A 26,590-nucleotide genomic window follows, 5' to 3' on the forward strand; every position below is an offset into this window, starting at 1 on the left:
TCCACTACGCGAGATCACTGGGCTCGAGGAACGGGGGCGCTCCGTGTTGTGAGGGATGGGGCGGTGGGCAACACATAGGTTCCGGAGAACCCCCGGTTTCGGTAACCGGGGATGTGCAGCTACGATCTGTCGGCTTCGCACCGGTCCGTGGCTGCGCGTGGTGTCGTTCCTCGTGGCCCGCGCCAGACGCTCCGGCTCAGCGCGGGCGTCCGGCGTGGGATGTGGGCGGCGTGAACGCGCCCGGGAGCCCTGAATCGGTCTGTGGGGCGGCCTGAGTGCGAAGGCGGCGGGCCTGCGCGGTTCGTGCGCCGGGGCCGGGTGCGTGCCGGTTGCCGAGGCGTTGGATGCGCCAGACGAGGACTTCGGATGCTGACTTGGCATCCTCCAAGGGGCGGTGCTGGGCTGCCTGCTGGAGGACGGTGGCCGGGTTGTGGCCAGCGGCTTCGGCGGCAGCGAGGGTGGCGGTGAGTGCGGGCCAGGCAGTCTCGGTGAGGATCTGTCCGGCATGGGAGGGCAGGACCTCGTGCAGGGTGCGGGCGTACCGGTGGACGGTGCCCTTGGAAGGGCGGCGCCCAGCGAGTACGGCGAGGCTGGTGGGGGCTATCTCGTCGTAGGCGGCTTGCAGTCGGGTGAGCGTTTGCCGGGCGGCGGCCACCTGCCGGTCGTGGTGGTGCAGTGCGCTGTGGCGCTGGACTGCGAGGACGACGAGGATCGCGGCGTCCAAGAGTATGGCGAGCCCGGTGTGGTCCGTGTGCTGGTAGCGCATGGCCTTCAGCGCGCCACGCAGTGCGCGGGCGTGCTGGTGATCGGCGCGGGCGCGGGTATGGGCGGCGTGTTCGAAGGCGGCAGCCGCACGGTGGAGTTCGGCCTGGAGTCGGACAGGAGCATGGGCGGGTAGCGCGTAGAGGACTTCGCCGAAGACGGTCAGGTGGGCCTGAACGGCGCCGTCGTCGGCGCGGGCGAGGTGGTGGGGGATGCGTTCGGCGGCAGCGGTGGCCACGTGCCACGGGCTGGGGCGGTGAGGGCGAGCTGATGAGGCTGCGGTGGGCTGTGCCTCGGCGGCGGCAAGGCGCTGTCGGACCTGGGGGAGGGACAGGTCGGTGGCGAGGCTGGAGCCGGAGAACCAGATGGGCGTGCCGTCGTCGGGCAGAGCGACCTTGTAGCCCTGAAGGTCACCGGAGGGCAGGGTGCGGGTCTCGACCTGAAGGCCGGCATCGGCGAGCAGGTTGAAGAACTCATCCAGATCCTTCGCGTGGGACAGTGCGGTACGCACGGCGTGCCGCAGCCGCTCACGCGCGGTCTTGTCGTGGCCCAGTCGCTTGGCCTTCTCCTCCTCGGCCCGGGTGGAGCGCTTCACCGCCGAGGTGCCAGCAGCAGCTTCGGGACCACGTGCAACCCGGGTGAGGCCGAAGTCTTCCTCGACGGCTGTGAGTTCGTTCATGGCGCGGCGGTAGTCGTTCCAGTTCCGCGGCGGGCGCAGATCACCGCGCACCTTGGTGGCGACGATGTGGATGTGGTCCTCCGCGTGACGCACAGCAACCCACCGGCAGCCGTCCGGATCGCCGTCGGGTGCGATGCCGGTCGCGTGCAGCACGCGCCGGGCGATGGTGGCCCACTCGGCGTCGGTGAGGATGCGGTCCTCGGGCGCGGCGCGGATCGAGCAGTGCCACACGTGTCCCTCAGGTGCCTTGTCGCCGGCTTGCTTGACCCGCAGATCCAGGGCCTGGGTGAGCTGGCCGAGCCTTTGCTTGTGGCCAGGGCTGTCCCAGGGGCCGGGGTCGGGGCCGAAGTCGTCCCAGGAGGAGACGATGTGCTGGTCGGTGTGTTCGTTGGCGCGGCCTTTGTCGAAGAGGTAGGCCAGCACGCCATACGTGTGGTTGCCCGGCTTGACGATGTTCGCGATCACCTCAGACCGCCCACTTCTGCCCGGCTGCCCGGAAGGCGGCGTCGTCGATTGCCCGGATCGTGTCGTGGACGGTGGTGAGCAGGCGGTCCGCCCGGTGGAGGATCGCGGCGTCCACAGGGTGTGGATCGCCGTCCGCATTGAGGCGGCGGGCGATCTGGTTGACGTTGTTGCCGATCCGGGCGATCTGCGCCCGCATAGCGGCGAGCTCGTCGACCGCATCGTCGTAGACCGTGCGCTCGGCAGCGACGGTGATCTCACCGCGGACGCGAGCCATGGTGGCGTCAGCAATGTAGCGGGCCATGGTCACGTGAGCGGTCTTCGCCGACGACTGGATGTCGTGCTTCTCGTGCGGCGCGAAGCGCGCGGTGACGTGCTCGGAGCGCTGCGCATCGAGGTTCGCGCGGCGGTACGGCGCACGCTGCGTGGCCCCAACGGAGGGATCGCGCGGCTGCTCGCCGGCGACCACTCGCTCCTGTTCCGGCACGCCCTCGTGCCGGAGCTGCTCCTCCGCCACCCCCGGGGCGGAGGGGTCCGCGATGGACCGGCCTATGGACGGTCCATCGCCATTGCTTGCTGCGCTGTCGAGGCCGGTGATCATCTCCTCCTGGGGAGTGGGGAGTTCGTTGTGCGAGTCGTGCATTGAGTGGTTGTCCTTGGGCGTTGGGGGTGGTCTCAGTGCGGGTGGCCGACGGGCGCCGTCGGCAGCTCGGCCTTGACGGTGCGGACCACCTCGCCGGCGGTGTCGCTGGCCACGCTGTAGCCGTCCTTGCGCACGGCTTCCTCCAGCAGGTCACGGGAGAGACGTCCGTGCTCGCGGTAGAGGTCACCGGCGTACTTGTGGAGGAGGTCCCGTGTCGCGCGCGGTTTGGAGCCCGGACGCTTCGACTCCGCCCGCCAGGCTGGGCTTTGGCCGCTGCCCGGCAGTTCATCGCCCGGTTCTCGTTCTGGGCCGACGGTGGTGTGGACTGACTGTCGCGGGCGGTTTTCGGGCTGGGGACGGGCTGCCCGGTCGGCGGCGTCATCGCCCGCGACCTTGGAGGGCGGGCGGCCCGAAATTTCTGTCCGCTCTCTTGCCGTGGCCCGCGGGCGGGCCGTCGCGGAGCTGCCCCTCGTACGCGCGGCTGGTTCGGGCCACCGCGCGGGCAATGGCTTGGAGGCCAGGGCAGCGACCTGTTGGCGGGTGGCGAGCTTGCGCAGCAGCAGCTCGTCCTGGCGTTCATCGCGGTCGACATCGGCCTGCTCCAGCGCCTGGTACAGGCGGCGGGTGAGGCGCCGGCCTCGCCACTTGGTGTGCTTGTCGGGCGGCATGATCTCTACCCGGAGGATCAGGGTGACGGCCCGGTCGAGGGCGCGGTCGCGGATGATCCGGGCGGCATCGGCGTCCCGGTCGGTAATCCCCAGACGAGCCAGCAGCCGTTCGCGTGCTTGTCGGGTGAGGATGGCGGTCAGGCTGCGGGAGTCGGCGTGCGGGCTGCGGTGGCGCAGTTCGATGCCCATGGCCAGGTGCCAGAGCACGGCCGCCAGGACCGGGCCGAAGACGGCCCGCACAGTTCCGCCGACCAGGCCGGACTCGGCGTAGGCAGGCACGATCTGCACGCCGGTGATTACCCAGGTAAGAGTGCCGGGCGCGCCAGGCGCCTGCTTCGGGCCGTTGAGGTTCTGCCGGGCCATGAGCGCGGTGGCGAACAGGGCGAGTTCGGCGGCGGCGAACATCGCGGCGCGCTCGGTGGTGCTGCCCATGTCGAGGTAGTCGGCGGCGAAGCGCCAGCTGGTGTCCGCGCTGTAGGCGGTGCAGCCGATCGCGGCGACGGCGGCGACCGGGATCGCGGCGGTTCTACGGCGCTGTCCAGCGCTCGGCTTCCGTAGGTACCGCTGCAGGGACCATGTGGCGGACAGCGCGACGACGAACAGGGCGGCCATGGCTGCAGGCGCCGGGAGCCAGTGCGGCAAGGCGGGCATGCCGAGGTCGTTGGCGTTGGTGAGTGTGGTGGTGCCAGGTGTCATGCAGAGGCTCTCCAAGGGGTCCACGCGTTCGAGGGCATGCGGAAGCGCGGACGGGCGGGGTGGTGAGGAGGGAGCGCGCGCCGTTCAGGCGGTGGGCGAGGTACGGCGGCGGTCGGGTCCGGTGAGGATGACCCGCTCGGTCATCTCGGCGAGGCGGGAGGCGACGCGGTCGCCGAGCGCGGTGCGCAGCTCGGCGGTGGGGAGGTTGGTGGTGATGAGGGTGGGGAGCATGTGCTCGTACCGGTGGTTGATCAGCCGGTAGGTCAGCTCCTCGGTCCACTCGCTGGTCTTGGCCGTGCCGAGGTCGTCCAGGAGCAGCAGCGGGCAGCGGGCCAGCGTCTGCAGGTCCCGTTCGGCGTCGTGGCCGGCGCGGGGGCGGAGGCGCGCGTGCAAGTCGGCGGAGGTGGTGGCCTCCCAGCGCAGGCGGACGCCCCGGGTGAGGAGGGCGCGTACGGCGCCGTACGCCTGGTGGGTCTTGCCCGTGCCGGTGGGACCGGCGATCAGCAGCGAGGGGCCCTCGGCGATGCCGGGTCCGCTCGGGCCGGGGCGCCCGGCGCGGGCGATCTGGTCGGCCCAGGCGGTGATCTGGGGGTGGTCGGCCAGGGCGCGGCGATAGCGGGCGGAGATGCGGGCGTCGGCGAGTTCCAGGGCGGTGACGGTCTCGGGCGGCGGCTCGTGGGCGGCAGTTGTGGTGGGGTCGATGCCGCGGTTGGTGAGGATCGTGTTGAGCCGGTCGGTGATCGCGCCGACGGGCTGGGGTGCGCGGGTGAGGGTGGCGGTCAGAGCTCATCTCCGTAGGCGGCGACGACGTCGGTGGGGTTCGTCCACGCTCGGTGGGCGGCGGGTGCGGTGGGGGATGCGGCGTTCATGACCTCGTGGACGAGGCTGGGCAGGACGCCCGGGGACAGGCCCTTGACCCGGTGGCGTTCGAGGGCGGCCCGGAGGTGGGCGGGAGCGATGCCCTCGTCGAGCAGCTTGCGCACCTGACCGCCGAGATGGTTCAGGAAGGCACCCGGCGGGCGGTGATTGCAAGCGGCGACGTACTCACCAAGGAGCTGCTTGGCCGAGACGCTGTCGGGCGCGTGGGCGCTTGCGCCCCCCGAAGGGATATCTCCTAGATCCACGGTCCTAGGTCCTAGATCCGGACGGTGAGACGCCACTGCTGCTTCATGGAGCGCTCCCTGATCCGTCACGGAGGACTTCGTGACGCGCTCCTCACCTGCGGTTTCGCTATCACGCCTCGGATTCAGGGCGGACTCACGGGACTCGCCGGAGCCCTCACCGAAGACTCCGTGAGACGGTAGTGAGGATTCCGTGACACTGGCGCTCATGGCGGGAGCGGCAGCGACCGAAGCGTCGTGAATCGGGCAGGCAGGGAGGCGGCTCTTGCTGGGCCGGTTGATCTTCTGATGCTGGTGCCAGGTCACGACGTGCAGGTACCGCTTGTGATCCGGCCCCTTGTAGCGGCAGATCAGTCCGGCGTCGGCGAGCTGGGTGAGGTCCGTCTCGACATCGGACGGGGTGTGCTCGGGGCGCAGCACCCACAACTGCCCGGCGATGATCGCGGCGTGGTCGCGGTGGCGGCCCTGGTCGTCGGCCTGTGTGAGTAGGCCGAGGAAGGTGCGCTCGGCAGTCAGGGAGACGGCGGCCAGGGACTCGGAGACGAAAGCTTCGGGCTTGATGGTGCGGATTCGTGCCAAGTGCGGGGCGGTCCTCACTCGGTGGCCTGTGCGTGGACATCACGGCTCACCGTCGGTCGGGGCGGGATTCGAGGGGGTGCTGGCGCGGGCGCGCGCCGGGAAGCGATTGCGTTTCCGGGGGTGTCGTCAACATAGCCACACCCCAGTCGCGCAAGTCCAGCCCTATCCGGCGCAATCTCTCACGGCAGAAAGGCCGCGAGAAATGGGGCTCGGTGGCGGGCGGGAGCAAAACCGTAAGGCACGATCCGCTGTTGACCAAATAGTTGCCCGAACTGCAGAGCCAGAAGCATCACATCGGCAAGCCGTTGACGAGCCGCAGACGGGGAAGCTACAACACAACACCCCACGTCAAAGCCATGATCGGCACACTGTTCCGCGCCCCTTCCCGACCTTCCGGGAACCGCATCTCGGCGAACGACGCGAGCGCAACATAGACCATGATCGCCGGTTACCCAAACCGGCGAATGCACCTTTCAATTGGAGTCATGTCCCCACGCTCACTGGAAGTCGGACCTGCAGGAATTCAGGCGCCCGCACCATCGAAATCCTCCGAACCGAACGCGGCCTGTCACAACGCCAGTTGGCCGACCGCGTCACCGCCCTCGGCCACCCGATGTCCAACACCATGCTGTCCCGCATCGAACGCGCCCAACGACGATGTGATGCAGACGACCTCGTCGCGATCTCCGAAGCCCTCCTCGTCTCGCCTCTCGTGCTGCTGCAGAGGCCGACCGCCACGTGACGAGGCCCGCCCAGCGCCGCTGACAGAGCACGCTCCCACCCAGTAAGGACCCGCCCTTCTTGCACCACTCCGACATACCCCCTGCCCTCGTACGACGCCTTCCCGGCACAGAGGGCGGAGCCCCCTTGCCCCGCCTCTACCGTCCTGAAGAAATCGCCGAAGCCCTCGGCTGTTCCGCCTGGTGGGTCAAGGACCGGGCCCGACGCGGACTCATCCCGCACACCCGCGTCGGCCGCGCCTACCGCTTCACCGCCGTGCACCTCGCCGAGATCGTCCGCCTCCACGAAGAGCGCCCGAAGCGATCCGACAGCAGCGTGTCGGCGAGTCGGGCAGCGACAAGTCCTCCCGCGGTACGAACTCGTGCCGCCCGGCCTCCTGGGCCGACTACGGCCTCGACGCCGGGGCGTCTGCGGGCTCGACCGCCGCGCCGTACCCAGTACGAGACCGTCGCGTAGCGCGCCCGCGCCCAGTCACAAGCCGAGAGCAGGGGAGGAAGACGGAAGTTGGGTTTCGCGGAGAAGCGCGGAAACTACTGGCGCGGCCGGTACAAGACCGAGCCCGGCAAGCACCTCACGGTGGTCGACGGCAACGGCAAGGCGATCCGGTTCGCAACCAAGGGAGAGGCCCAGCGCGCCGCGAGCGAGGCCGAGAACAAGTACCGGCGCGGCGACTGGCGCGACCCTGCACTCGGCCAGGAGACCTTCGGCGAGTACGCGAACCGCTGGTACGAAACCCAGGACCTGGCCGCCTCGACCATGCAGAACTACAAGCGCCACATCGAGGAGCACCTGCTCCCCGACTTCGAGGACAAGGCGCTTGTCGGCATCCTGCGCACGGACGTCGCCCTGTGGGAGAAGAAGGAGAAGGCCGTCTACGCGGCCTCCAGCGTCAAGACCTGGCGCTCGACGCTCCACCTGATCTTCGAGGACGCGATCGACGAGGGCCTGATCACCTCGAACCCGGCTGCTAGACGGCGCGGACGCGGCAAGCGCGCCGGCCGTTCCCGCGACCGTGGCCCGGAGAAGGTGGTCACTGACCCGCTCGGCATCCTGCTGACCGCGGAGCGCGCTGCCTTGCTCTCCGGCCGTGACGACGAGTTCGTCGCCGTCGTCCTCAAGGGCTACACCGGCATGCGCTGGGGCGAAATCGTCGGCCTGGAAACGGAGTTCGTCCGCCCCGGTGCCTTCCGCGTCGAGTGGCAGCTCTATGAGCTGGACACCGGCGAACTGGTGCGCTGCCCGCCCAAGGACGACAGCTACCGCACCATCGACTCGATGGACTGGCTGTCCGCCCTGGTCTTCAACCACGTCGCCCGCACGAAGCCGGCGCCCTGCTCATGCCACGGCAGGACCTACGTCTTCCGGGGGCTGGGAGCCGCTCGCACCGGTGGCCACCAGGGCGCGAAGCTCGTTGACGTCGCACGCTTCGCAGGGGTGTCCACGGGGACAGTGTCCAACGTCCTCAACCACCCCGACCGCGTGCGGGAGGACACCCGCGTCCGCGTCGAGCAGGCGATCGCCGACCTCGGTTTCGTGCGGGGCGGCACGACCACTGAGCACGCGGCCCACTGGCGCAGGAACGGCTTCGGCACCTGGCTGTTCACCCCGGCGGTCTCCGGCTGGTACCCGAAGAAGGCACCGCAGGAGGCCCGACCGGTGCCGATCCTCGGTGAGCCGTGGCCCGGTATCCCGGCACGCGGGCGCGGCGCGAGTCAGCGGGCCGACGCCTGCTGGCTCCCGATCGCCAAGGGCCTCACACCCCACGGCCTACGCCACACTCACCGCACGATGATGGAGGACCTCGGCACTGAGAAGGTCCTCATGGACGAGCGCATGGGCCACATCGACGGCTCGGTCTCGGCGCGCTATGCCCACGTCCCACTGGGCATGCGCAAGCGCCTCATGCTCGGTCTCACCGAGCAGTGGGAGATGGCACTCGACGCTCGCCTCGCGAGGCGCCCGACGTCACCGGTGCGTGTGCTGGATGATCTACTGCGCGCACGCTAGTAGGAACCTGGGCTCGTCGCTCGGGACTCTCAATTGCCCCGAGCGACGAGAACCCGGTCAGGGAGTGCTCCGTAAGCGGAGCACTCCCTGACCGGCTTTCAGCGCAACCAGTTCGCTGCTCCCATGGCAACGGCCGTCATCGTGCTCCCGAGTGCCAGCAACTTGAGCGGTGCGCGATCAAGTGTCACGTGCAAGGGGCCGCAACGAAGCTCGAAGGCCGGCGTGCGTGAGGGCGGCTCTGACTGGTAGACCGCTTGAGCGTCAGGAACCACGTGAGAGTTGAGGTGCTTGGCCATGGCCTCTCCGATTCTTCGGGCCTACGGCGCATATCGACCGTAAGCAAGTGGGTTGCCCGGTGATTCGAGCGCGCCCACCTTCGAGCAGCTGCTACTTAGCACCGCAAGTCAATCCGCCCGCTTTCCGGCCTTGCTGTCGAGGCTGGTCACTTCCTCTAGGCCAGGTCATGCGGGCGTGACCTGCAGTTTTGTTCTCCTCTCTGTGGCTTCGAGTCGAGTAGCCGAGCACATCAAACTTTCGAAGTCCGCTCTGCGACGGGCCCGTTGCGACCATCACGGATGTCCTCACCGGGCATGCTGTGACAACTACGGTTGTCCCCATGCGTTCAGTGAGCGATGACGAGTTCTGGTTCGATTCGGACGCCATGGCGGATCCGTGGCGTCCGCCTCATGCTGCCGAAGCAGCCTGGATGCAGGACCAGTTGAGGGAGCTTGCCTGCAAGATCGCGGGTCGGATCTCGGCGCGTGGTCAGGAATGCCTGGTCAACGGACACGAACCCTCTGCTATGGCGGAGTTGTTCGCAGACTGGCAGCTCGCCTACCTGCATGCCCTGCGGCGGGTGCATGAAGCCGCTGAGGCGCTTGCCGCAGAGGCTGCGCTGATGGGCGGGGGAATGGGCGCTACCTATGGCCATCTGGGATCTGCCTGGGGGATCTCCAAGCAGGCAGCGCGTAAGAAGTGGCCCGGCGCGGTCGACGACGGCTCGGGGCAACCAGAGAAGATCACGGTGGAAAGGTACGGCGGGGTTGCCGAGATCACATACCTTCCAGATCGGTGTGCTTGGGGCTGGGCTGCTCACGGCGACGATGGAACATACCGGGAGGCGGAGGAGGCGTATACCGTCCGGTGGATAGCCATGAGTGCGGCCGAGGACTTCCTTCGTGATCACGCCGTGCCTTGGGAGGGCGTCGATGTTCCGCATGCGCTTGGCGATCCGAAGGATTGCTGGTGCTGGGATGACGACGTCTGGGCGTAGGAGCCGAGCAGCGACACGTGACGGCGGTTCCCTCGGTGGAGCTGTGCAGGGGGACTGATCCCTCTTTCGGGTCCGGCTCCCAAATGGCTCCCAAGAGTGCCCCAGAAACCCAGAAGGGGCCCGACCCGCAAAGCGGATCAGGCCCCTGACCTGGTGTTTCACTGTCGGGGTGGCGGGATTTGAACCCACGACCTCTTCGTCCCGAAGCAACTTGGGTGGGCGCTCGACCTTGGGCCAGTGTGCTTCTCACCTGCGGCGCCAGTCCATGGGTGCTCGCGGTTGTCCGCCGCTGTGCGCTGGCGTTGTCACGCAGTTAGACACTCACCTTCCCACGGGCGGTGTCGTAGGGCTCGGCTAAGTTGCCCGCATGACTGACAGGGATCCGCTTGTGCCGGCACTCACCGGCCTGCTCGTCGACGTCGTGTGGTGGCTGGAGAACTGCGGGGATGAGGAAGTGGATCCCGACTCTGCGGTGAAGATGATGGAGAGCCTGGGGTGGGCGCTCCTGCAACTGTCCCCAGACCAACGCCAACGACTCTTGCATGTGCTCGCGGACCTGGCCGAGAGGGAGCAAGATCCTTCGCGGCGTGAGTTCCTGGACTCGTTCCCCTCCGCGATTGGCATGGTCGAGGAACAGGAGGTCTGAGCTGGCTGCGACTCAGTTCAGCCACAACTGATCACGCGCGGCCGTGACCTGCGGCCGCCCTATCGATCAACGCCCTGACCTGCTGCTGAGCCGTCGGTAGCTGTCGGCGTTGGTCAACGCTGAGTGCCCTTCCACGGCCCTAGGACGGCCCGGGAGGGCGCTCTGTGTGTGGTACGGCTTCCCGTCACTATTTGCAGTCTCGGCAGATGTCGCGCATGTCCACATCCTCCAAGCCCTCGGGCCTGTAGCTAGGCACTCCGAGCCGGTCTCCGTCGAGGGACAGTCCTCCGGAATCCGATCGCATGTCGCACGAATAGCCCAAGAAGTAGCAGTTAATTCCGAAGTGGCTACTTATGGACCTGATGGCCGTATTGGTTGAATTGAGCCAAACCTGATTAGGGCCAGACCAGAGGCTGCCGCCGTGAATTCCGTGAACATCTCTTAGGTGTGCGGCCATCTCGCGGACCGAGAGGTTTATGCTCATTTCCATTTGCACGTGTGGCAAATCTGCCCGCGCGTCGTTCAGGAAATCAACAACACCATCCGGGATGCGCAGTCTGTCTTCGGCCAATCGGCAGCATACGTGCTTAACGAAGTACTTCAGTAGGTCTGAGGATCTCTCGCTCCAGTTGGTGCCGAATATCGCACTCATGCGAACTTCTCCAGTGGATACGATCAGCTCCTCCTCGGTGTGCAGGTACTCGGCGAAGACGTCATAGGCCCTGTCGAACGCCTGGCTGCGTTCATTGTTGCAGCGTGCGCAAAGAACTTTGGCGAACTTTAGCTTTCCTGAATTAGCGCCCTGGATATATTCTTCACGGCTGGATCCACCCTTCACGCGTATAACTCCTGCCTTCCAGACGTCCGTCTGGAAGTTTCGGACAACATCAGACCTCTTGTAGCGGTGCTCTCTGGAATCTGCCTCATTTCCGCACCACCAGCACCTCCCTTGATAGTCGTGTAGTAGTGCATCCGAAACTGAAGTGCTCATCTCGATCCTCCTCGACTCTGACCACATGATGGCACGTGGTAGGTCTTTCGGTAGCAGCTTTATCGACTCTGTTGGTCAAGGCGCTAGAGACCATGGAGTGCAGGAGTCCGCGGCGGTAGAGTCCCGGTGTGACTAAGAGAGCTAAGCGGCAGGTATCTGACGGTGCTGCGCAAGCGGCCATAGCTGGTGTTGCGACAGGCGCTGGCGCAGTCTTGGGAGGGCCTGCGGGTGCACTTGTGGGGGCTGTGGCCACACCTGCACTGTCGACCGGGCTGAGACTGCTTTCGGAAACGGTTGCGCGAAAGCGTCAGGAGCGGAGTTCTGAAGTAATTCTTCTGGCGGCTGGTGCGCTCGGAATAAAAGAGGAAGACTTGGCGGGCATTCTCTTGCAAGATGAACGCCTTCTAGAGCTAGCTGGGAGGGTGATCCTTTCGGCTCAAGACATATCACTAGAGGCGAAGCGTCGGGCTTTGGCGCTTGCTCTTGCTGCGGCCGTAGACGACCCCTCGCCAGCGAGACTGGATATCATGGAGCTAGTCCATACGGCTCTATCATCCATAGATGCTCCCCATATTCGATTTATGCACGTCATGTCAGAGGCTGAACCTCTGCCGGAACTCCCTGAGCAGCCGATTCATGGGCAGAGCTATGGAATGTCCGTCGATCAAGTCTCCAAGAGGGATCCAGGGCTAACGGAAGGTGCCTCGGCGATCCTTCAGAAGCTGTTGTCTCTAGGTCTAGTAGAAAGCGCGTCGAACGGTATAACGTTCGGTGATCGATACAAGGCATATGCGCTCTCACGTCTTGGGTACCGTCTCCTCTCGTTCCTCCGGGATCCGCAGGTCGAGTGAGTGAGAAGGTCGGCGGAGCGGCTTTGGGCTGGAGCTGCTTTGGGGCGAGTGATCTTGGCCCCGTAAGCTGATGGCGAGTCGGGCAGTCTGTGGACCTGCCCGTTAAAGCACGACGTTGGGGCCAAGATCTTAGAGGCTCGCCCCAAAGTGGCTGCCTAAAGCCGTGGAGCCGACCGCCCCAGCCACAGAGGGTGTCTCCCCACTTCATGCCCGCAGCCGCCGAGCGCGCCGCCGGGCGCGGCCAGCCGGGGCGAAGACAGGAGGCGGGCCGCGCCGTAGAGGCGGCGCGCGCCCGCGCCGTGCGCGGGCCTTGATGAAGTAGAGAAAGTCTTATCCCGCTGGGATGAGGTGCTTGCCGTCGTGACTCCGCACGTGGGGACCAGCTCCGTCTAGGGCGTCCAAGAGCCTGATCGCGTAGACCTCGGCCATGCGCTCGCTGACTTCGTCGGGCGTGAGCCACGAGACAGCCGTCGACTCGCTGGACGTGCGCTCGACCCCGCCGGACGGCTTGCACCGGAAGACCAGGGCCACGATGCCTCGGGTGGTGTTCTTGTAGACGCCGGTGAGCTCGTCGACCTCGACGCGGATGCCTGTCTCTTCCCAGACTTCGCGGGCTACGCCGGTCTCCGGGGTCTCGTCCAGTTCGAGTACACCGCCGGGGAGCTCCCAGGTGCCGTTGTCGGCTCGGCGGATCGCCAGGAGACGCCCGTCTTCGCGCACCACCACTCCAGCAACGGATACGGAGTGCAGCGGCGGCGACGTGGCTTCCTGTGGTTGACTCATGTACAGGAGCATAGGAGGCAGAGAAGGACTATGGGAACCACGGTAGAAGGGGGCAGGTCGGGGCCTCGATACGTGCAGATCGCGGACGAGATCGTGCAGCAGATCCGGGCTGGTGTCCTCAAGCCCGGCGACATGGTGCCAAGTGAATCGGAGCTCGTCGATCGCTACGGCGTGTCCGGCGGCACAATCCGCAAGGCCATGGTCGAGGTGCGAGCGAGCGGACTCGTCGAGACCCGGCACGGCAAAGGCTCGATCGTGAAGGACCGGCCGCCGGTACGGCACCGCTCCTCCGACCGCTTCCGGCGCTCGCTCCGCCAGGGCGGCAAGGCCGCCTACCTCGCCGAGTCCGCGCAGTCCGGAGCCACGGCCAAGGTGAGCGTCCTCTACATCGGCCCCATGGAGGCCCCCGCGGACGCCGCCCAGCGACTGGGCGTCCCCGCCGGCACTCAGGTGCTCGCCCGGCGGCGCCTCTACTTCCGCAACGGCACCCCGGTCGAGACCGCCTCCTCCTACCTCCCGTGGGACGTCGTCAAGGACATCCCCGAGCTGTTCGCCGAGAACCCCGGCGGCGGTGGCATCTACGCCCGACTCGAAGACCACGGGCACGAGTTCGCCGAGTTCGTCGAGACGCTGCAAGCACGGCCGGCCTCTAAGGCGGAAGCCACCGAACTGGCTCTCAGCCCAGGCGCCCCGGTCGTTCACCTGATCCGGGAAGCCCGCACCACGGCCGGGCTCGTCGTCGAGGTCTGCGACACCCTCATGGCCGCTGACCAGTTCGTTTTCGAGTACCGGATCCCAGCAGCCGACTGACGACCGCTCAACTCCTCACAGCCCGTCGCGAGTTCTCTGTCGCGGCGGGTTGACTCATGTATAGGAGTGGTGTACTCTTCTTCATGTCACTCATATACATGAGTGACGGAGTCCAGCCTCTATAGAGGAGTGATCCGCTGTGCGTCAGATCCCCGTCGACACCTCCGCCGCAACCGTGATGGTCGCCAAGACTCCGGAGCCGAAGGTGAAGGACCGCCGGACCGGTGAGCTGGCCGTCGACGCCGAGACCGGTGCCAAGCTCATGACCGTGAACGTGATGTTCGCGGCCAACGACGAAGTCGAGATTCTGTCCGTGACCGTCCCGGAGACCGGTATCTCCGGTGAACTGGCCATGGGTACCCCGGTCGCGCTGACGGGGCTCATCGCCCGGCCGTGGGAGAACGAGTTCAACGGCCAGAAGCGGCACGGCATCGCGTTCCGCGCGGTCGCGGTCACGTCGCTGACCGCTGCGGGCTCGAAGGCTGCCTGATCATGACGTGGTTCATGGTCGCTGTGGTTGTGGTCGTCGCTGCTGCGGGTCTCCTGCGGTGGCGGCGCCCCGCCTGGTACTGGCTCACCTTCGGGGCCCTGGTCGCGACGGTGCGGGTCCTGGTCCGCTACGCCTCGGTCATGGAAGCGTGCGGGCTGACGGTCCCGCCCTCACGCTGGCGGCTGGCTCTGGCCCGGATGGCGAATCGGCCGGCGCCTGAGTCCCGGCCGCCGCGCATCTTGCGGTTACGTCCCACTCGTACCGGCCTGGTCCTGCGGCTCAAGCTCCGGCCGGGACAGGATGCCTTCGACGTGGCCGCCACCACCGACCGACTCCGCCACTCCTTCGGCGTCTACGGCGTCACCTCCCGTGAACTGCGCTCAGGTGTGGTCGAGGTGCGGATGACCGGCTACGACGTCCTCCAGCGGGTGCAGATGCCCGCCACAGCCGAGACGCGGCCGATGCGCATCCCTGTGGCGCTGCGGGAGGACGGTGCGGTGCACTACCGCGACTACCGTGCCGTCCCGCACGGTCTGACCCTGGGGGCCACGGAGTCCGGGAAGTCCGTCTACCAGCGCAATCTGGTCGCCGGGCTCGCTCCGCACCATGTTGCCCTGGTCGGCATCGACTGCAAGCAAGGCGTGGAACTGTTCCCGCTGGCCCGCCGGTTCTCCGCGCTCGCCGACAACCCCGACACCGCCCTCGATCTCCTCGAAGCGCTCGTCGGACACATGGAGGACGTCTACCAGCTCATCCGGGCCGAGCAGCGCATCAGCGTCGCCGTGCCGGATGCGGAGATCGCCGCCGATATCTGGGACCTGCGCGAGGACCTGCGGCCAGTGCCGGTCGTGGTCCTGGTCGACGAGGTCGCCGAACTCGCTCTCTTCGCCACCAAGGACGAAGAGAAGCGCCGCGACCGCATCATCACTGCCTTGGTCCGCCTCGCCCAGCTCGGCCGCGCCGCTGGCATCTACCTCGAAATCTGCGGGCAGCGCTTCGGCTCCGAACTCGGCAAGGGAATCACCATGCTCCGTGCCCAGCTCACCGGCCGTACCGCCCACCGCGTCAACGACGAAACGTCCGCGAACATGGCCTTCGGTGACGTGTCACCCGATGCCGTCCTGGCTGCCATCCAGATCCCCACCGACACACCCGGCGTCGCTGTCACCGGTGACTCGACAGGCGGCTGGGCCCGTATCCGCGCCCCGCACACCACGCTGCGCGAGGCCGTGAACATCTGCAACAAGCACGCCGACCGCACACCTGATGTGCCCGCGCTGGCCGCCTTCCGGCCTGCCCTCGCCCCGCTGCCCCAGGCCCGGGTGCCGCTGTCCAAGACAGCCCCCGCCACCGCCTGACCTACCCGCTCCTCGGTCGGCGCGACCACCCTTCGTGCCAGCTCCCTACCCCTCCCATGCCTGAAGACAGGAAGGAGACGTGATGGCCCGCCCCGCTCTCCGCATCGACGCCGTGCTCGTCCAGGCCGTCATCGCCGGGGCACTGTCCTTCGCCCACCTTCACGACCTGGCCGCCGCTGCCGGACAGGACGGCTGGAAAGCCTGGGCCTACCCCGTCTCGGTCGACCTGCTCCTGGTCGCAGCCTGGCGCCGACTGCGCACCGACGGACCGTCCCGGCTGGCCTGGTCCTGGTTCGTCATCGCCCTGGTCGCCTCGCTCGGCGCCAACGTCGCCACCGCCGGACTCCTCGACCTGAACGACGTCCCGGCCTGGCTTCGCATCCTCGTCGCCGCCTGGCCCGCCCTGGCCTTCATGGGCGGCACCCTCCTCGCCCACACCGCCACCCACCACGAGCCGGAAGCGCCGGCACCCACCCAACCGGCGCCCGAACCCCCGGCCTTCACGGACGAACACGACCTCGTGCGCGTGGACGACACCGAAGAACCCCCGGAACTCCCCGCACCCGGACTCCAGCAGGCCCCGGCTCCGCCCGCGGTTCCCGCCCCGCCGGTCCCGGCTGCACTGATCGACCACGCCCGCAAGGTCGCCGCCGACCACGAACACCGCACCGGCAGCCCTATCGACACCGACACACTCCGCACCCGCCTCGGCGTCCCGCCCCAGCTCGCCGACGCCATCGCCGCCCAGCTCGCCTGACCCGAAAGGAGAACGACGCCTCATGCCTGCCCGCGACCACTTCCACTCCGTGATGCGGATCGGCCCCGTGCAGATCGGCACCCACCGCGACCGCCACGGCCGCACCAAGCACGCCGCCGTGTGCACCAACGACCGCTGCGGCTGGTCCGCCGACTACACCGCCCAGTCCGCCGCACAGCTCGCCGCCCGCACCCACCGCTGCAAGGTCAGCTAGGAGGCCCCCGTGGACGTCCCGCTCTGGTTCGCCCTGCTCTGCGTCGGAGTCCTCGGCGTCAAGCTCATCCGCCCGCCCTGGTGGCTCATCGCCGTTCTCCTCCTCGGCGGCTACCTCCTCGCCGACAGCCTCCTGGCCCCGGTCATCGACACCGCCGTCAAGTAAGGAGATCCGCCCATGTTCCGGCCCAAGCACCCGACCATGCCCCAGCCCACCGGCACGGTCACCCCGCCCGCCGTCGTCGAGCCGACGACCATCACGCCCGGCACCCCGGCCCCGTCACCGGCCCCCACCGCCCCGGCTCCGTCCCGCCCGGTCTTCCACCTCACCCCGGGCACCGCGCTCGCCCTCGTCGGCGGCGGCACCGCCGTCGTCCTGGTCGTCGGCGCCGTCCTGGTCTCCATGCTCCTCGCGGCCGCCGTCACCGCCGCCTCGCTGGCCATCTGCGCCCTGGTCATCCGCTCACTCGTCAACGCCCAGCACCGCCGCTGAACGAATCACCGGGGCGACGCACAAGCCGCCAAGCACGCCGCCGCCCCCGGGCTGACCGTCCCGCCAAACCAACCGCCATCGCCAAAAGGAGAACACCGTGGACCCGCAGACAGCCGCGACCCTCCTGCCGTTACTCGGCTGGGCCCTGCACGGAAGCGTCCTCACCCGCCGCCTCGCCTCCGCCCGCCGCGACCCCCTGACCGGCCTGCACACCCGCGCCGGATGGACCGCCCGCGCCGAACACTGCATCCACCGCCACCCCCGCGCGGCCGTGCTCCTGGTCGACCTCGACCACTTCAAAACCCTCAACGACACCCACGGCCACGCCGCCGGAGACGCCGCCCTCATCGCCACCGCCCACCGCCTGAGCAGCTGGTGCGGACGCCACGGAACCGCCGGCCGACTCGGCGGAGACGAATTCGTCACCGCCATCCGCGACCTGGACGCCGTCGACCTCGACGCCCTCACCACCGCACTCCACCAGCCCACGAACTACGACGGCACCGCCCTGCCGCTGGCCGCCTCGGTGGGGGTCTGCCGCGTCGCTGAGCTGCCGGTGCCCGCGCTCACCGATGCCCTCGCCGCCGCTGATGCGGCCATGTACGCCGCCAAGGGCCGTAGCCGCCGGGGCTCGCGCCCTGCTCGCTGACCGGCCACCGGGTGGCGCACAAGCCGCCAAGCACGCCGCCACCCGGGGCCGTCCCTTCCAACCGCAATCGAAAGGAACCACCATCATGGCCCACTACACCCCGCCCCGGCCGAGGATCTGCCCGGCCTGCGACGGCTTCGCCTCCGTCCACATCACCACCGGCGGCCGCAACGCCCGCGGCCACCTGCGCACCATCACCGCCCACTGCCCGGCCTGCCACGGCACCGGCACCACCACCCGCCCCACGCGGGAGGGCGCCCGTGCCTGACACCCTGCTCGACCCGACCACCCTCGGCGACCTGCTGAGGGTGGCTTCGGCCCCTGACTACGCCCGCTGGGAAGACCAGATCCGCCGCACCGGCGCTGGCGCCAACCCCATCCACCTCACCGGCTGGACCCTCCACAAGGACAAGACCACCGGCGAGACCCTGCACCACTACACAACCGCCGTTGAGCCCGGCGGACGCCTCCGCCTCGCCTGCGGCAACCGCCGCGCCTCCCGCTGCCCCTCCTGCGCCTGGACCTACGCGGGCGACACCTACCACCTCATCCGCGCCGGACTCGCCGGAGACGACCGCCGCGACATTCCCGCCACCGTCCGAGACCACCCGCGCGTGTTCGCCACCCTCACCGCCCCCTCCTTCGGCCCAGTCCACAACCGACCCGACCACGGCACCTGCCGCTGCGGCACCCGCCACGCCCCGGACGCCCCGGAGTTGGGCGCCGCCCTCGACCCGACGACGTACGACTACGCGGGCGCCGTCCTGTTCAACAACCACGCCGGACAGCTCTGGCAGCGCTTCACTACACGATTGCGCCGTGAGATCGCCGCCCGCGCCGGCCTTTCCCGCCGGGAACTCCCCGACTGCCTTCGAGTCTCTTACGGCAAGGTCGCCGAGTTCCAGAAGCGTGGTGCCCTGCACTTCCATGCCGTGATCAGGCTCGACGGACCGGAGGGGCCCGACACCACGCCACCGGCCTGGGCCACGGTCGCCCTCCTCGCCGACGCGATCCGAGCCGCCGCCGCGCACTCCTACACCTCCGTCTCGGTCCCGGCCGCCGAGGACCAACCGGCCCGGACCTTCCGGTGGGGCACACAGCTCGACGTGCGCCCGGTCAAGGCGTTCGGAGACGGCTCCGACATCACCGAACAGGCCGTCGCCTCCTACGTTGCCAAGTACGCCACCAAGGCCGCCGAGAACACCGGCACCCTCGACCGCCGCATCGGGGAGCTGTCCGAACTCGACCGGCACGACGTCCCCGACCACACCCGCCGCCTGGTCGAAGCCTGCAAGATGCTCGATCCCCTGTACCCCGAACGCCGCCTGTGGGCCTGGGCGCACATGCTCGGCTTCCGCGGCCACTTCTCCTCCAAATCCCGCCGCTACTCCACCACCCTCGGCGCCCTCCGCCAGGCCCGCGCCGACTACCGCGCCGCACAGGAACACGCCGCCCTCGCCCTGGACGACCGCGAGCCGGACACCGTCCTCGTCCTCGCCGACTGGCAGTACGCCGGCCACGGCCACACCCCCGGCGAATCCGTGCTCGCCGCCACCATCGCCCGGAACCTCCAGCTCAACCGCGAGACAGCTCGTGAAGCCGTACGCGACCAACTCGACCAGGAAGGAGTCGCAGCATGACCACCGTCACTCCAGAGCTGCTGACCGTGCCGGAAGTCATGGCGCGGCTGAAGGTTGGACGCAGCAAGGTCTACGACCTCATCCGCACCCGCCGCCTTGCCTCCATCAAGATCGACGGAGCGCGTCGAGTACCCACCGACGCCGTACGCGACTTCATTCAGGACCAGTTGGGAGAGGCCATCTGATGGCCAAGCGACGTAGCCGGGGTGACGGCGGCCTCCACTGGGACGAGAAGAGACAGCGCTGGATCGCCACGGCGAACCTCGGCTTCGATCCGAGCGGTAAGCGGATCGTCAAGCGGGGGAGTGGCAAGACCAAGACGGAGGCCAAGAACAAGCTCAAAGAGGTTCTGCGTGACCACGAAGACGGTCTCGCGATCGCACCCACGGGGTACACCGTCGCCGACGCGGTGAACGACTGGCTTGCCTACGGTCTCGCTGGCCGTGACCAGCGCACCGTCGAGAACTGCACCCACCTAAGCCAGAAGCACGTCATACCGGGTTTGGGTGCCCGGAAGCTGCGTGACCTCAGCGCAGAGGACGTCGACCGCTGGCTGGCCGCCAAGGCTCAGACTCTGAGCACGCGCAGCCTTCAGGCGGTCCACTCCTGCCTGAACCGGGCGGTCAAGCGGGCCATGGCGCGTGACAAGGTGAAGCGCAACGTGGTGGAGCTGTGCTCTGTGCCCCAGGGCCAGCCTGGCCGGCCGTCCAAGGCGCTCACCTTCGCCCAGGCCGAGGCGGTGCTGAATGCTGCCGAGGGCACGTCGATGCACGCCTACATCGTCGTCGCCCTGCTGACCGGTGCGCGCACCGAGGAGCTGCGGGCGCTGACCTGGGACCACGTCTTCCTCAAGGGAAGTCCGGACGTTGAGCCGCCGCAGCCTCCGCACATCGCCGTCTGGCGCTCGGTCCGGCGCGGTGGGGACACGAAAACCCGGAAGTCTCGGCGAACGCTCGCCCTGCCGGCGCGTTGCGTGGAGGTCCTCTGGCAGCACTTTGAGGACCAGGGCTGGGAACGGCTCGCCGCCGGTGACAAGTGGGAGGAACACGGCCTGGTCTTCTCGTCGGCCGTTGGCAAGCCGCTCGACGCGACTAACGTCCGGCGCGCCTTCCGCCAGGCGCTCAAGGATGCCAACGGGATCAACGCCGACGAGTGGACACCGAGGGAGCTGAGGCACAGCTTCGTGTCCCTGCTGTCCGACCGCGGCGTCCCGCTGGAGGAGATCTCCCGGCTCGTCGGACACTCCGGTACGGCCGTGACTGAGGAGGTCTACCGGAAGCAGATCCGGCCCGTCATCCAGACCGGCGCTGTGGTCATGGACGGCATCTTCAAGCGGGGTCCGGCGCGATAGTCACGCAGATAGACACGCACAGAAAACAGGTGAGGCAGACCGTAACGTTACGGTCTGCCTCACCTGGTGTTTCTCTGTCGGGGTGGCGGGATTTGAACCCACGACCTCTTCGTCCCGAACGAAGCGCGCTACCAAGCTGCGCCACACCCCGATTGTCGCTGCTCGTCGCGGCGACGTCGTTTACTTTAGCCCACCGGGGGCCGGAGGCGAAATCCGGATTACCGGCGGCGGCGGAGGGGGTTCGGGCGGATGTGGTCCAGGGCCACGAGGAGAACGCCCAGGGCGTAGAGGGCGAGGCCGAGGAGGAGGGCGTTGCCGAGGACGCCCTTGTAGCCGTGCTGGTCGACGTCGAGGAAGGGGTAGAGGTAGCGGCCCTCGGTGCCGGGGAGCAGGAGCTCGCCGCGGGCCAGGGTGAAGGCCAGGTAGGCCAGGGGGTAGAGGATCCACGCGGCGGCCTGGCGCAGGTGCAGACGGCCGGGGACGCTGAGGAGCAGCCAGTCGAGGGCCGCGGCGACGGGGACGGCCGTGTTGAGCAGGTGGGCCGCGACCGTGTCCCAGCCGCCGGCGCCCGTGCTGCCCGGCACCGCGAACGGGCTCGCCGGGTTGGCCAGGAGCAGGTGGTGGACGAGGCCTGCGGCGGTGACGTAGAGAAGCGCCGCGCCGGTGAGGGCACCCGACAGGGGGCGGCGGGCGGACCAGGCGCGACGGGCCGAGGCGAGCATGACCAGGGACAGCAGGATGCTGCTCTGCGCCGTGAAGTGGCTCAGGGTCCTGCTCGCGGGGCCACCCAGGAGGAGCTGTGCCGTCACGCCCGTCAGCGCCAGCACCGCGGTGACGAGGCGGAAGGCGGCGACCAGCGGCCGGCGTACAGGGGTCACGACGGCCGTCGCCGGGACCGGCGAGGGCAGCAGCTTGGGCGGGCGCGGGACCGCGGGGAGGTCCGGGATGTCCCTGGGTATCGAGGCTGTCATGGCATCAAGCTAGGCATACCAGACATAACGGGCTATGCGGGGTGAGCCGTGTGGGTTACCGGACCCCGCGAGGCCCCGCCGATCACCGCTCCCGGCTTCAGGCCCCCGGCCCCGCTCCTCCGCCGGTCACCGCTCCCGGCCCACCAGCGTCAGCAGCGTCGCCTCCGGCGGGCAGGCGAAACGGACCGGGGTGTAGCGGTTGGTGCCGCAGCCCGCCGACACGTGGAGGTAGGCGGTACGGCCCTCCGCCGTGTGTGTGGACAGGCCCTTCACACGGTCCGTGTCCAGGTCGCAGTTGGTGACCAGGGCACCGTAGAAGGGGATGCACAGCTGGCCGCCGTGGGTGTGGCCGGCGAGGATCAGGGGATAGCCGTCCGCCGTGTAGGAGTCCAGGACGCGCAGGTACGGCGCGTGGACCACGCCCATCGAGAAGTCCGCCGCGCCCGACGGGCCGCCCGCCACCTCCGCGTACCGGTCCCGCTTGATGTGCGGGTCGTCCAGTCCCGTCAGCTCGACGGACACGCCCTCGACCTTGAGCGTGCCGCGCGTGTTGGTGAGGTTCTGCCAGCCGGCGGCGTCGAAGCCGTCACGGAGGTCCTCCCACGGGTTGTGGACGACACCCTCGGCGGGCGCGTTGCCGTTCAGGCCGTGACGGCCCTGGGCCTTCTCGATCAGGTACCGCGCGGGATTGCGCAGCTTGGGGCCGTAGTAGTCGTTGGAGCCGAAGACATAGGCGCCCGGGAACTCCATCAGGGGGCCCAGGGAGTCCAGGACCTCCGGGACACCGTCCGGGTCGGACAGGTTGTCGCCGGTGTTGATCACGAAGTCGGGACGCAGGCCGGCCAGCGAGCGCAGCCAGCGCTGCTTCTTGCGCTGGCCGCCGACCATGTGGATGTCGGACACCTGGAGCACGCGCAGCGGGCGCATTCCGGAGGGCAGGACGGGGATCGTCACCCGTCGCAGGCGGAACGAACGGGCCTCGAAACCCGCCGCGTAGACCAGACCGGCGGCGCCAACCGCCGTGATTCCCAGGGGTACTCCGTATCGCGCGCGCATACGTCCATCGTGTCAGAAGCCGTGCCGGAAGCGAGCGGCCGCCGGACGCACGGCCCCCTCCGGGCCGTGACGGGGCCACCGGGGCCGGCCGGGAGCGACGAGAGTCTCCGGACGGGAATCACGAGGGCCGCGAAATCGGCAGGCGTCCTTCCTCCCGCACCTGCGACAATCACCCCCATGACCACGCTCAAGTCGAAGCTGCAGGACGACCTCAACGCCGCGATCAAGGAGCGCGACGAGCTCCGCTCCTCGACGCTCCGGCTGACGCTCGCCGCGATCACCAAGGAGGAGGTCGCGGGCAAGGAGAAGCGCGAGCTCTCCGACGACGAGGTACAGAAGGTGATCACCCGCGAGGCGAAGAAGCGTCGTGAGGCCGCGGACGCCTTCGCGCAGGGTGGCCGCCCCGAGAGCGCCGAGCGGGAGAAGGCGGAGGGCGAGGTGCTCGCCGCCTACCTGCCGAAGCAGCTGTCGGACGACGAGCTGAACACGATCGTCGCGCAGGCCGTCGAGGAGGCGAAGGCGGCCGGTGCGGAGGGGCCGCGGGCCATGGGCGCCGTCATGAAGATCGTGAACCCGAAGGTGGCCGGGCAGGCCGAGGGCGGCCGGGTCGCCGCCGCGGTGAAGAAGCTGCTGGCGGGCTGACCCCGTGACCGGGCGCCACTGGCTGATCCCCGTAGCCGGGTACCACCGGCTGATCCCGTAGCCGGTACAAGCGAAGAAGGCCGGTGGCCCTCACCTCTCGGTGAGGGCCACCGGCCTTCGTGCGTACGGGATAGGCGTACGGGGCGGCGGGGGACGGACTCAGTCGCGCCGTCCGCCGATGCCGCCGCCGTTGCCCTGTCCCTGGAAGATGTTGCCGGGGAAGCCACCGTCGCCGCCGCCGCTGCCCGTGCCGCCGTCGATCAGGCCGCCGATGACACCACCGGCCTCGTTGCCCTCGTCGCCGTTGCCGCCGTCGTCCCGGCCGCCGTCGTCACCCCGTCCGCCGTCGTTGCCGCGGCCCTTGTCCTTGTCCTTGCTGTCCGGGATGTCGACGAGGTTGAAGGGGTTGGGCGGTGTGCCCTCCAGCGCGCCCGCCATCATGTCGCCCCAGATCGGGCCGGGGACCTCGCCGCCGAAGACCTTCTCGTGCGGGACGCCGCCGATGGTGATGTCGACCATCTTCCGCTCGTGCTTGGGGTCGCCGACCCACACGGCGCCCGCCAGGTCCGGCGTGTAACCGACGAACCAGGCCGCGAAGCGTTCGTCCGTCGTACCGGTCTTGCCGGCGCTCGGACGGCTGTCGAGGCCGGCCTGCTGACCCGTACCGTCCTCGACCACGCCCTTGAGGAGCGTGTTGACGGTGTCGGCCGTCGTCTCGGACATGGCCCGCGAGCACGTGGACTTCGGCACCTCGAGCGACTTGCTCTTGTTGCCGATCCGCTGGCTGATCGACTCGATGGCGACCGGCGTGCAGTACATGCCGCGCGAGGCGAAGGCCGCGTAGGCGCTCGCCATGGTCAGCGGGGACACCTCGGTGACGCCGAGGGCGATGGACGGCGTCTGCTCCAGCTCGTTCCCGTTGGCGCGCTCGACGCCCATCTTCTGGGCCATCTGCGTCACCGGGCAGATGCCGATGTCGCTGATCATCTGGACGTAGTAGGTGTTGACCGACTTGGCGGTCGCCTCCCGCATGTCGTAGGGGCCGACCTCCGTCTCGTTCTCGTTGGCGAGCTCGGCACCCTCGTTGTTCACCCAGTTCTTGCCGTCGCAGGCCGCGACCGGGCTCGGGTACTCCATCTCGTACGGCGAGGAGTACGACTTCGTCGCCGGCATGCCGCCCTCGATGGCCGCGGCGGCCACGATCGGCTTGAACGTCGAACCGGGCTGGTAGCCCGCGCCGCCGCCCATGGCGCTGTTGACGGACAGGTTGAGGGTCGTCTCGCCGTTCTTGATGTCGACGCCGTACGGGCGGGACTGGCCCATCGCGACGATCTTGCCGGTGCCGGGCTCGACGATGGTGGCCGCGGTCGCCACGTCGTCCTTCTTGTAGACGTGGTCCTTGATCGACTGCTGCACCGACTCCTGCGCCTGCGGGCTCATGGTCGTGCGGATCGTCAGACCGCCCTGGTTCCAGACCTTGGCCCGGTCCTCCTTGGTCTTGCCGAAGACCGGGTCGCTCAGGAACACCGCGCGGACGTAGTCGCAGAAGAAGCCCGCGCCCTTGACGGCCGTGATGCAGCCGTTCTTGGGCCGGCTGACCTTCAGCCCGAGCGGCGCCTCCTTCGCCTTGGCGGCCTCCGCCTCGGAGATGTCGCCGACCTGCGCCATGCGGGTCAGGACCACGTTGCGCCGCTTGACGGCCTCCGCCTCGTCGTTGACCGGGTCGTACCGGCTGGGTGACTGGACGATGCCGGCCAGGAGCGCGGACTCCTGGACGTTGAGGTCCTTGGCGGACTTGGAGAAGTAACGCTGGGCGGCCGCCTCGATGCCGTAGGCCTGCTGGCCGAAGAACGTGATGTTCAGGTAGTTCTCGAGGATCTTCTTCTTGCCCAGCTCCTCCTCGACCTGGATCGCGAGCTTCAGCTCGCGGATCTTGCGGCCGATGGTCTGCTGGGTGGCCTGCGCGACCTTCGTCGGGTCGTCGCCGGCCTCCTCCACGAAGACGTTCTTGACGTACTGCTGCGTGAGCGTGGACGCGCCCTCGGAGACCCCTCCGCTACGGGCGTTCTTGTTGAGCGCGCGCAGGACGCCCTTGAGGTCGACCGCGCCGTGCTCGTAGAAGCGCGAGTCCTCGATCGCGACGATCGCCTTCTGCATGTACGGCGAGATGTCCTTCAGGGCGACCACCGTGCGGTCGCGCGAGTAGACCGTGGCGATGGTGCCGCCCTCGGCGTCGAGGATGGCGGTGCGCTGGCTCAGCGGGGGAGTCTTCAGGTTGGCCGGGAGAGCGTCGAAGCTCTCCACCGAACCCTTGGCCGCCAGCCCCAGCGCGCCCACTGCGGGCAACGCGATGCCGGCCAGCACGGCTCCCGCGAGCACACTGACACCGAGGAACTTGGCGGCCTGCTGCGTTGGCGACAGACCACCGCCCGAGCGCTTCTTTGGCATGGAGGCAGCCTACGTTCTCATTCGCCGGACACGCGTGAATGCCTTGGCCTAAGCTGCACTCAACTGTCACAGCAGTGAGGCCACGTATCAATACGTCCGGCGACCCCGAATCGTTCCGGATCCGCTCGAGTTTTTTCCGAGAGGCGCCCCTGGGGGGCGTGTTGGTGTGTACGGGCGCGTGCCACGGCGTGTGGGATACGTGTCCGAAACCGCCTTGTGTGTCAATTGGTGTCCGTTGTGGCGCAACTGAAACGACCCTGATGCCGGGATCGTCGCGTATGTCGCCAGCTCACTCCCCCGGGTGATCTGCCGCTTACCCATAGTCCGTTCGGGCCATTCAAGATTGGGCCCGAAGGGGGTGTTGCGCTGTGCCCACCTTCCGTAACGTCCTCAACTGGCGGCGGTGAATATGCCGCTGCCGCCGTGGGGGAGCCTCGATTCGGGAGAGGACGGCGCCGGTATGGGCTGGGTAACCGACTGGAGTGCGCAGGCCGCCTGCCGCACTACCGATCCGGACGAACTGTTCGTTCAGGGAGCAGCGCAGAACAGGGCCAAGGCGGTGTGCACCGGATGTCCGGTGCGGACCGAGTGCCTGGCCGACGCGCTCGACAACCGCGTCGAATTCGGCGTGTGGGGAGGCATGACGGAGCGGGAGCGCCGCGCACTGCTGCGCCGGCGGCCCACCGTGACCTCCTGGCGCCGACTGCTGGAGACGGCGCGGACGGAGTACGAGCGAGGGGTCGGCATCGTGCCCCTCGACGACGACGAGGTCTACGAGAACTTCGCGGCCGTGGGCTGAGGCGGCCGGGG

Annotated in this window: 30 protein-coding genes and 1 tRNA gene; 20 read left to right on the forward strand and 11 right to left on the reverse strand. The window is 68.5% G+C overall.

Annotation, left to right across the window (positions count from 1 at the left end; translation table 11 throughout):
- Nucleotides 1-196 precede the first annotated feature (196 nt).
- The 5 genes from SAM23877_RS19225 to SAM23877_RS19245 all read right to left on the reverse strand — a co-directional run bounded on the left by SAM23877_RS19225 (nucleotide 197) and on the right by SAM23877_RS19245 (nucleotide 5,610).
- Nucleotides 197-1,906, reverse strand: a complete 1,710-nt coding sequence (locus tag SAM23877_RS19225) for a relaxase/mobilization nuclease domain-containing protein (protein WP_053134650.1) — start codon at nucleotides 1,904-1,906, stop codon at nucleotides 197-199.
- A gap of 1 nt (nucleotide 1,907) precedes the next feature.
- On the reverse strand, nucleotides 1,908-2,546 hold the full coding sequence (locus SAM23877_RS19230) for a MobC family plasmid mobilization relaxosome protein (RefSeq protein ID WP_053134654.1): 639 nt from the start codon (nucleotides 2,544-2,546) through the stop codon (nucleotides 1,908-1,910).
- Between the two features lie 32 nt (nucleotides 2,547-2,578).
- Nucleotides 2,579-3,910 carry a hypothetical protein gene (locus SAM23877_RS19235; RefSeq protein WP_174532234.1) on the reverse strand — a complete coding sequence of 444 codons (1,332 nt, stop codon included), beginning with the start codon at nucleotides 3,908-3,910 and terminating at the stop codon, nucleotides 2,579-2,581.
- 84 nt (nucleotides 3,911-3,994) lie between these two features.
- The gene (locus SAM23877_RS19240; protein WP_053134657.1) at nucleotides 3,995-4,693 is read right to left on the reverse strand and encodes an ATP-binding protein; all 699 of its coding nucleotides are present in this window, start codon (nucleotides 4,691-4,693) and stop codon (nucleotides 3,995-3,997) included.
- Nucleotides 4,690-5,610 (reverse strand): hypothetical protein, encoded by a 921-nt coding sequence (locus SAM23877_RS19245; protein WP_053142644.1) that lies wholly within the window; start codon nucleotides 5,608-5,610, stop codon nucleotides 4,690-4,692. The genes SAM23877_RS19240 and SAM23877_RS19245 overlap by 4 nt, the downstream gene beginning before the upstream one ends.
- 202 nt (nucleotides 5,611-5,812) lie before the next feature.
- Here SAM23877_RS19245 and SAM23877_RS41320 point away from each other — a divergent pair, with 202 nt between their 5' ends.
- The 5 genes from SAM23877_RS41320 (at nucleotide 5,813) to SAM23877_RS19265 (ending at nucleotide 10,277) form a co-directional block, all read left to right on the forward strand.
- Nucleotides 5,813-6,352 carry a helix-turn-helix domain-containing protein gene (locus SAM23877_RS41320; protein ID WP_244902967.1) on the forward strand — a complete coding sequence of 180 codons (540 nt, stop codon included), beginning with the start codon at nucleotides 5,813-5,815 and terminating at the stop codon, nucleotides 6,350-6,352.
- Between the two features lie 74 nt (nucleotides 6,353-6,426).
- Nucleotides 6,427-6,807 carry a helix-turn-helix domain-containing protein gene (locus tag SAM23877_RS41325; protein ID WP_079030748.1) on the forward strand — a complete coding sequence of 127 codons (381 nt, stop codon included), beginning with the start codon at nucleotides 6,427-6,429 and terminating at the stop codon, nucleotides 6,805-6,807.
- A 48-nt stretch (nucleotides 6,808-6,855) separates the two neighbouring features.
- Entirely contained in the window at nucleotides 6,856-8,358 is a 1,503-nt protein-coding gene (locus tag SAM23877_RS19255) for a LacI family DNA-binding transcriptional regulator (protein ID WP_053134660.1), read from the forward strand.
- A 616-nt stretch (nucleotides 8,359-8,974) separates the two neighbouring features.
- Nucleotides 8,975-9,631, forward strand: coding sequence for a hypothetical protein (locus tag SAM23877_RS19260; RefSeq protein WP_159041990.1), 657 nt, complete (start codon nucleotides 8,975-8,977; stop codon nucleotides 9,629-9,631).
- 367 nt (nucleotides 9,632-9,998) lie between these two features.
- A complete protein-coding gene (locus SAM23877_RS19265; protein ID WP_053134667.1) occupies nucleotides 9,999-10,277 on the forward strand; it encodes a hypothetical protein in 279 nt (92 codons plus the stop codon).
- Between the two features lie 187 nt (nucleotides 10,278-10,464).
- On the opposite strand, the gene SAM23877_RS39665 is transcribed toward SAM23877_RS19265, so the two are convergent.
- Nucleotides 10,465-11,268, reverse strand: a complete 804-nt coding sequence (locus SAM23877_RS39665) for a hypothetical protein (protein ID WP_159041991.1) — start codon at nucleotides 11,266-11,268, stop codon at nucleotides 10,465-10,467.
- A 128-nt stretch (nucleotides 11,269-11,396) separates the two neighbouring features.
- On the opposite strand from SAM23877_RS39665, the gene SAM23877_RS39670 reads away from it, so the two are divergent.
- Nucleotides 11,397-12,119 carry a hypothetical protein gene (locus SAM23877_RS39670; protein ID WP_159041992.1) on the forward strand — a complete coding sequence of 241 codons (723 nt, stop codon included), beginning with the start codon at nucleotides 11,397-11,399 and terminating at the stop codon, nucleotides 12,117-12,119.
- Between the two features lie 330 nt (nucleotides 12,120-12,449).
- Here the strand turns inward: SAM23877_RS39670 and SAM23877_RS19270 are convergent, their stop codons facing one another.
- Nucleotides 12,450-12,914, reverse strand: coding sequence for an NUDIX hydrolase (locus SAM23877_RS19270; protein ID WP_032488566.1), 465 nt, complete (start codon nucleotides 12,912-12,914; stop codon nucleotides 12,450-12,452).
- Between the two features lie 18 nt (nucleotides 12,915-12,932).
- Here SAM23877_RS19270 and SAM23877_RS19275 point away from each other — a divergent pair, with 18 nt between their 5' ends.
- The 12 genes from SAM23877_RS19275 to SAM23877_RS19325 all read left to right on the forward strand — a co-directional run bounded on the left by SAM23877_RS19275 (nucleotide 12,933) and on the right by SAM23877_RS19325 (nucleotide 20,663).
- Complete coding sequence (locus tag SAM23877_RS19275) at nucleotides 12,933-13,712, forward strand: GntR family transcriptional regulator (protein ID WP_032488565.1); 780 nt, start codon at nucleotides 12,933-12,935, stop codon at nucleotides 13,710-13,712.
- 139 nt (nucleotides 13,713-13,851) lie between these two features.
- On the forward strand, nucleotides 13,852-14,202 hold the full coding sequence (locus SAM23877_RS19280) for an SCO3933 family regulatory protein (protein WP_032489175.1): 351 nt from the start codon (nucleotides 13,852-13,854) through the stop codon (nucleotides 14,200-14,202).
- Nucleotides 14,203-14,216: 14 nt separating this feature from the next.
- Nucleotides 14,217-15,560, forward strand: a complete 1,344-nt coding sequence (locus tag SAM23877_RS19285) for an FtsK/SpoIIIE domain-containing protein (RefSeq protein ID WP_425314761.1) — start codon at nucleotides 14,217-14,219, stop codon at nucleotides 15,558-15,560.
- Nucleotides 15,561-15,642: 82 nt separating this feature from the next.
- Nucleotides 15,643-16,317 carry a DUF2637 domain-containing protein gene (locus SAM23877_RS19290; RefSeq protein ID WP_032489177.1) on the forward strand — a complete coding sequence of 225 codons (675 nt, stop codon included), beginning with the start codon at nucleotides 15,643-15,645 and terminating at the stop codon, nucleotides 16,315-16,317.
- A gap of 22 nt (nucleotides 16,318-16,339) precedes the next feature.
- Nucleotides 16,340-16,531: a mobile element transfer protein gene (locus tag SAM23877_RS19295; protein WP_053134673.1), complete on the forward strand. Its 192-nt coding sequence runs from the start codon at nucleotides 16,340-16,342 to the stop codon at nucleotides 16,529-16,531.
- Between the two features lie 9 nt (nucleotides 16,532-16,540).
- A complete protein-coding gene (locus tag SAM23877_RS40275; protein WP_011030192.1) occupies nucleotides 16,541-16,696 on the forward strand; it encodes a hypothetical protein in 156 nt (51 codons plus the stop codon).
- A 12-nt stretch (nucleotides 16,697-16,708) separates the two neighbouring features.
- On the forward strand, nucleotides 16,709-17,023 hold the full coding sequence (locus SAM23877_RS19300) for a hypothetical protein (RefSeq protein ID WP_032489179.1): 315 nt from the start codon (nucleotides 16,709-16,711) through the stop codon (nucleotides 17,021-17,023).
- A 97-nt stretch (nucleotides 17,024-17,120) separates the two neighbouring features.
- Nucleotides 17,121-17,672: a GGDEF domain-containing protein gene (locus tag SAM23877_RS19305; protein WP_032488567.1), complete on the forward strand. Its 552-nt coding sequence runs from the start codon at nucleotides 17,121-17,123 to the stop codon at nucleotides 17,670-17,672.
- Between the two features lie 85 nt (nucleotides 17,673-17,757).
- Nucleotides 17,758-17,940, forward strand: a complete 183-nt coding sequence (locus SAM23877_RS19310) for a hypothetical protein (protein ID WP_053134674.1) — start codon at nucleotides 17,758-17,760, stop codon at nucleotides 17,938-17,940.
- Entirely contained in the window at nucleotides 17,933-19,312 is a 1,380-nt protein-coding gene (gene repSA / locus SAM23877_RS19315; protein WP_032488569.1) for a replication initiator protein RepSA, read from the forward strand. Before SAM23877_RS19310 ends, repSA begins: the two co-directional genes overlap by 8 nt.
- Nucleotides 19,309-19,497: a helix-turn-helix domain-containing protein gene (locus SAM23877_RS19320; protein ID WP_032488464.1), complete on the forward strand. Its 189-nt coding sequence runs from the start codon at nucleotides 19,309-19,311 to the stop codon at nucleotides 19,495-19,497. The genes repSA and SAM23877_RS19320 overlap by 4 nt, the downstream gene beginning before the upstream one ends.
- Nucleotides 19,497-20,663, forward strand: coding sequence for a site-specific integrase (locus SAM23877_RS19325; RefSeq protein WP_032488465.1), 1,167 nt, complete (start codon nucleotides 19,497-19,499; stop codon nucleotides 20,661-20,663). Before SAM23877_RS19320 ends, SAM23877_RS19325 begins: the two co-directional genes overlap by 1 nt.
- Before the next feature lie 77 nt (nucleotides 20,664-20,740).
- Here the strand turns inward: SAM23877_RS19325 and SAM23877_RS19330 are convergent.
- From SAM23877_RS19330 to SAM23877_RS19340, 3 genes are all read right to left on the reverse strand, one after another.
- Nucleotides 20,741-20,814 (reverse strand) — tRNA-Pro (locus SAM23877_RS19330).
- Nucleotides 20,815-20,881: 67 nt separating this feature from the next.
- Nucleotides 20,882-21,634, reverse strand: a complete 753-nt coding sequence (locus tag SAM23877_RS19335) for a Pr6Pr family membrane protein (protein ID WP_053134677.1) — start codon at nucleotides 21,632-21,634, stop codon at nucleotides 20,882-20,884.
- A gap of 126 nt (nucleotides 21,635-21,760) precedes the next feature.
- A complete protein-coding gene (locus SAM23877_RS19340; protein WP_053134680.1) occupies nucleotides 21,761-22,690 on the reverse strand; it encodes a metallophosphoesterase in 930 nt (309 codons plus the stop codon).
- Nucleotides 22,691-22,867: 177 nt separating this feature from the next.
- Here SAM23877_RS19340 and SAM23877_RS19345 point away from each other — a divergent pair, with 177 nt between their 5' ends.
- Entirely contained in the window at nucleotides 22,868-23,332 is a 465-nt protein-coding gene (locus SAM23877_RS19345; RefSeq protein WP_053134683.1) for a GatB/YqeY domain-containing protein, read from the forward strand.
- Between the two features lie 159 nt (nucleotides 23,333-23,491).
- On the opposite strand, the gene SAM23877_RS19350 is transcribed toward SAM23877_RS19345, so the two are convergent.
- Entirely contained in the window at nucleotides 23,492-25,780 is a 2,289-nt protein-coding gene (locus tag SAM23877_RS19350; RefSeq protein ID WP_053134686.1) for a transglycosylase domain-containing protein, read from the reverse strand.
- A 460-nt stretch (nucleotides 25,781-26,240) separates the two neighbouring features.
- On the opposite strand from SAM23877_RS19350, the gene wblA reads away from it, so the two are divergent.
- Entirely contained in the window at nucleotides 26,241-26,579 is a 339-nt protein-coding gene (wblA, locus tag SAM23877_RS19355) for a transcriptional regulator WblA (RefSeq protein WP_053134689.1), read from the forward strand.
- Nucleotides 26,580-26,590: the final 11 nt, after the last annotated feature.

It is taken from the genome of Streptomyces ambofaciens ATCC 23877 (genome assembly GCF_001267885.1).
In the GTDB taxonomy this organism is placed as follows: Bacteria; Actinomycetota; Actinomycetes; order Streptomycetales; family Streptomycetaceae; genus Streptomyces; species Streptomyces ambofaciens.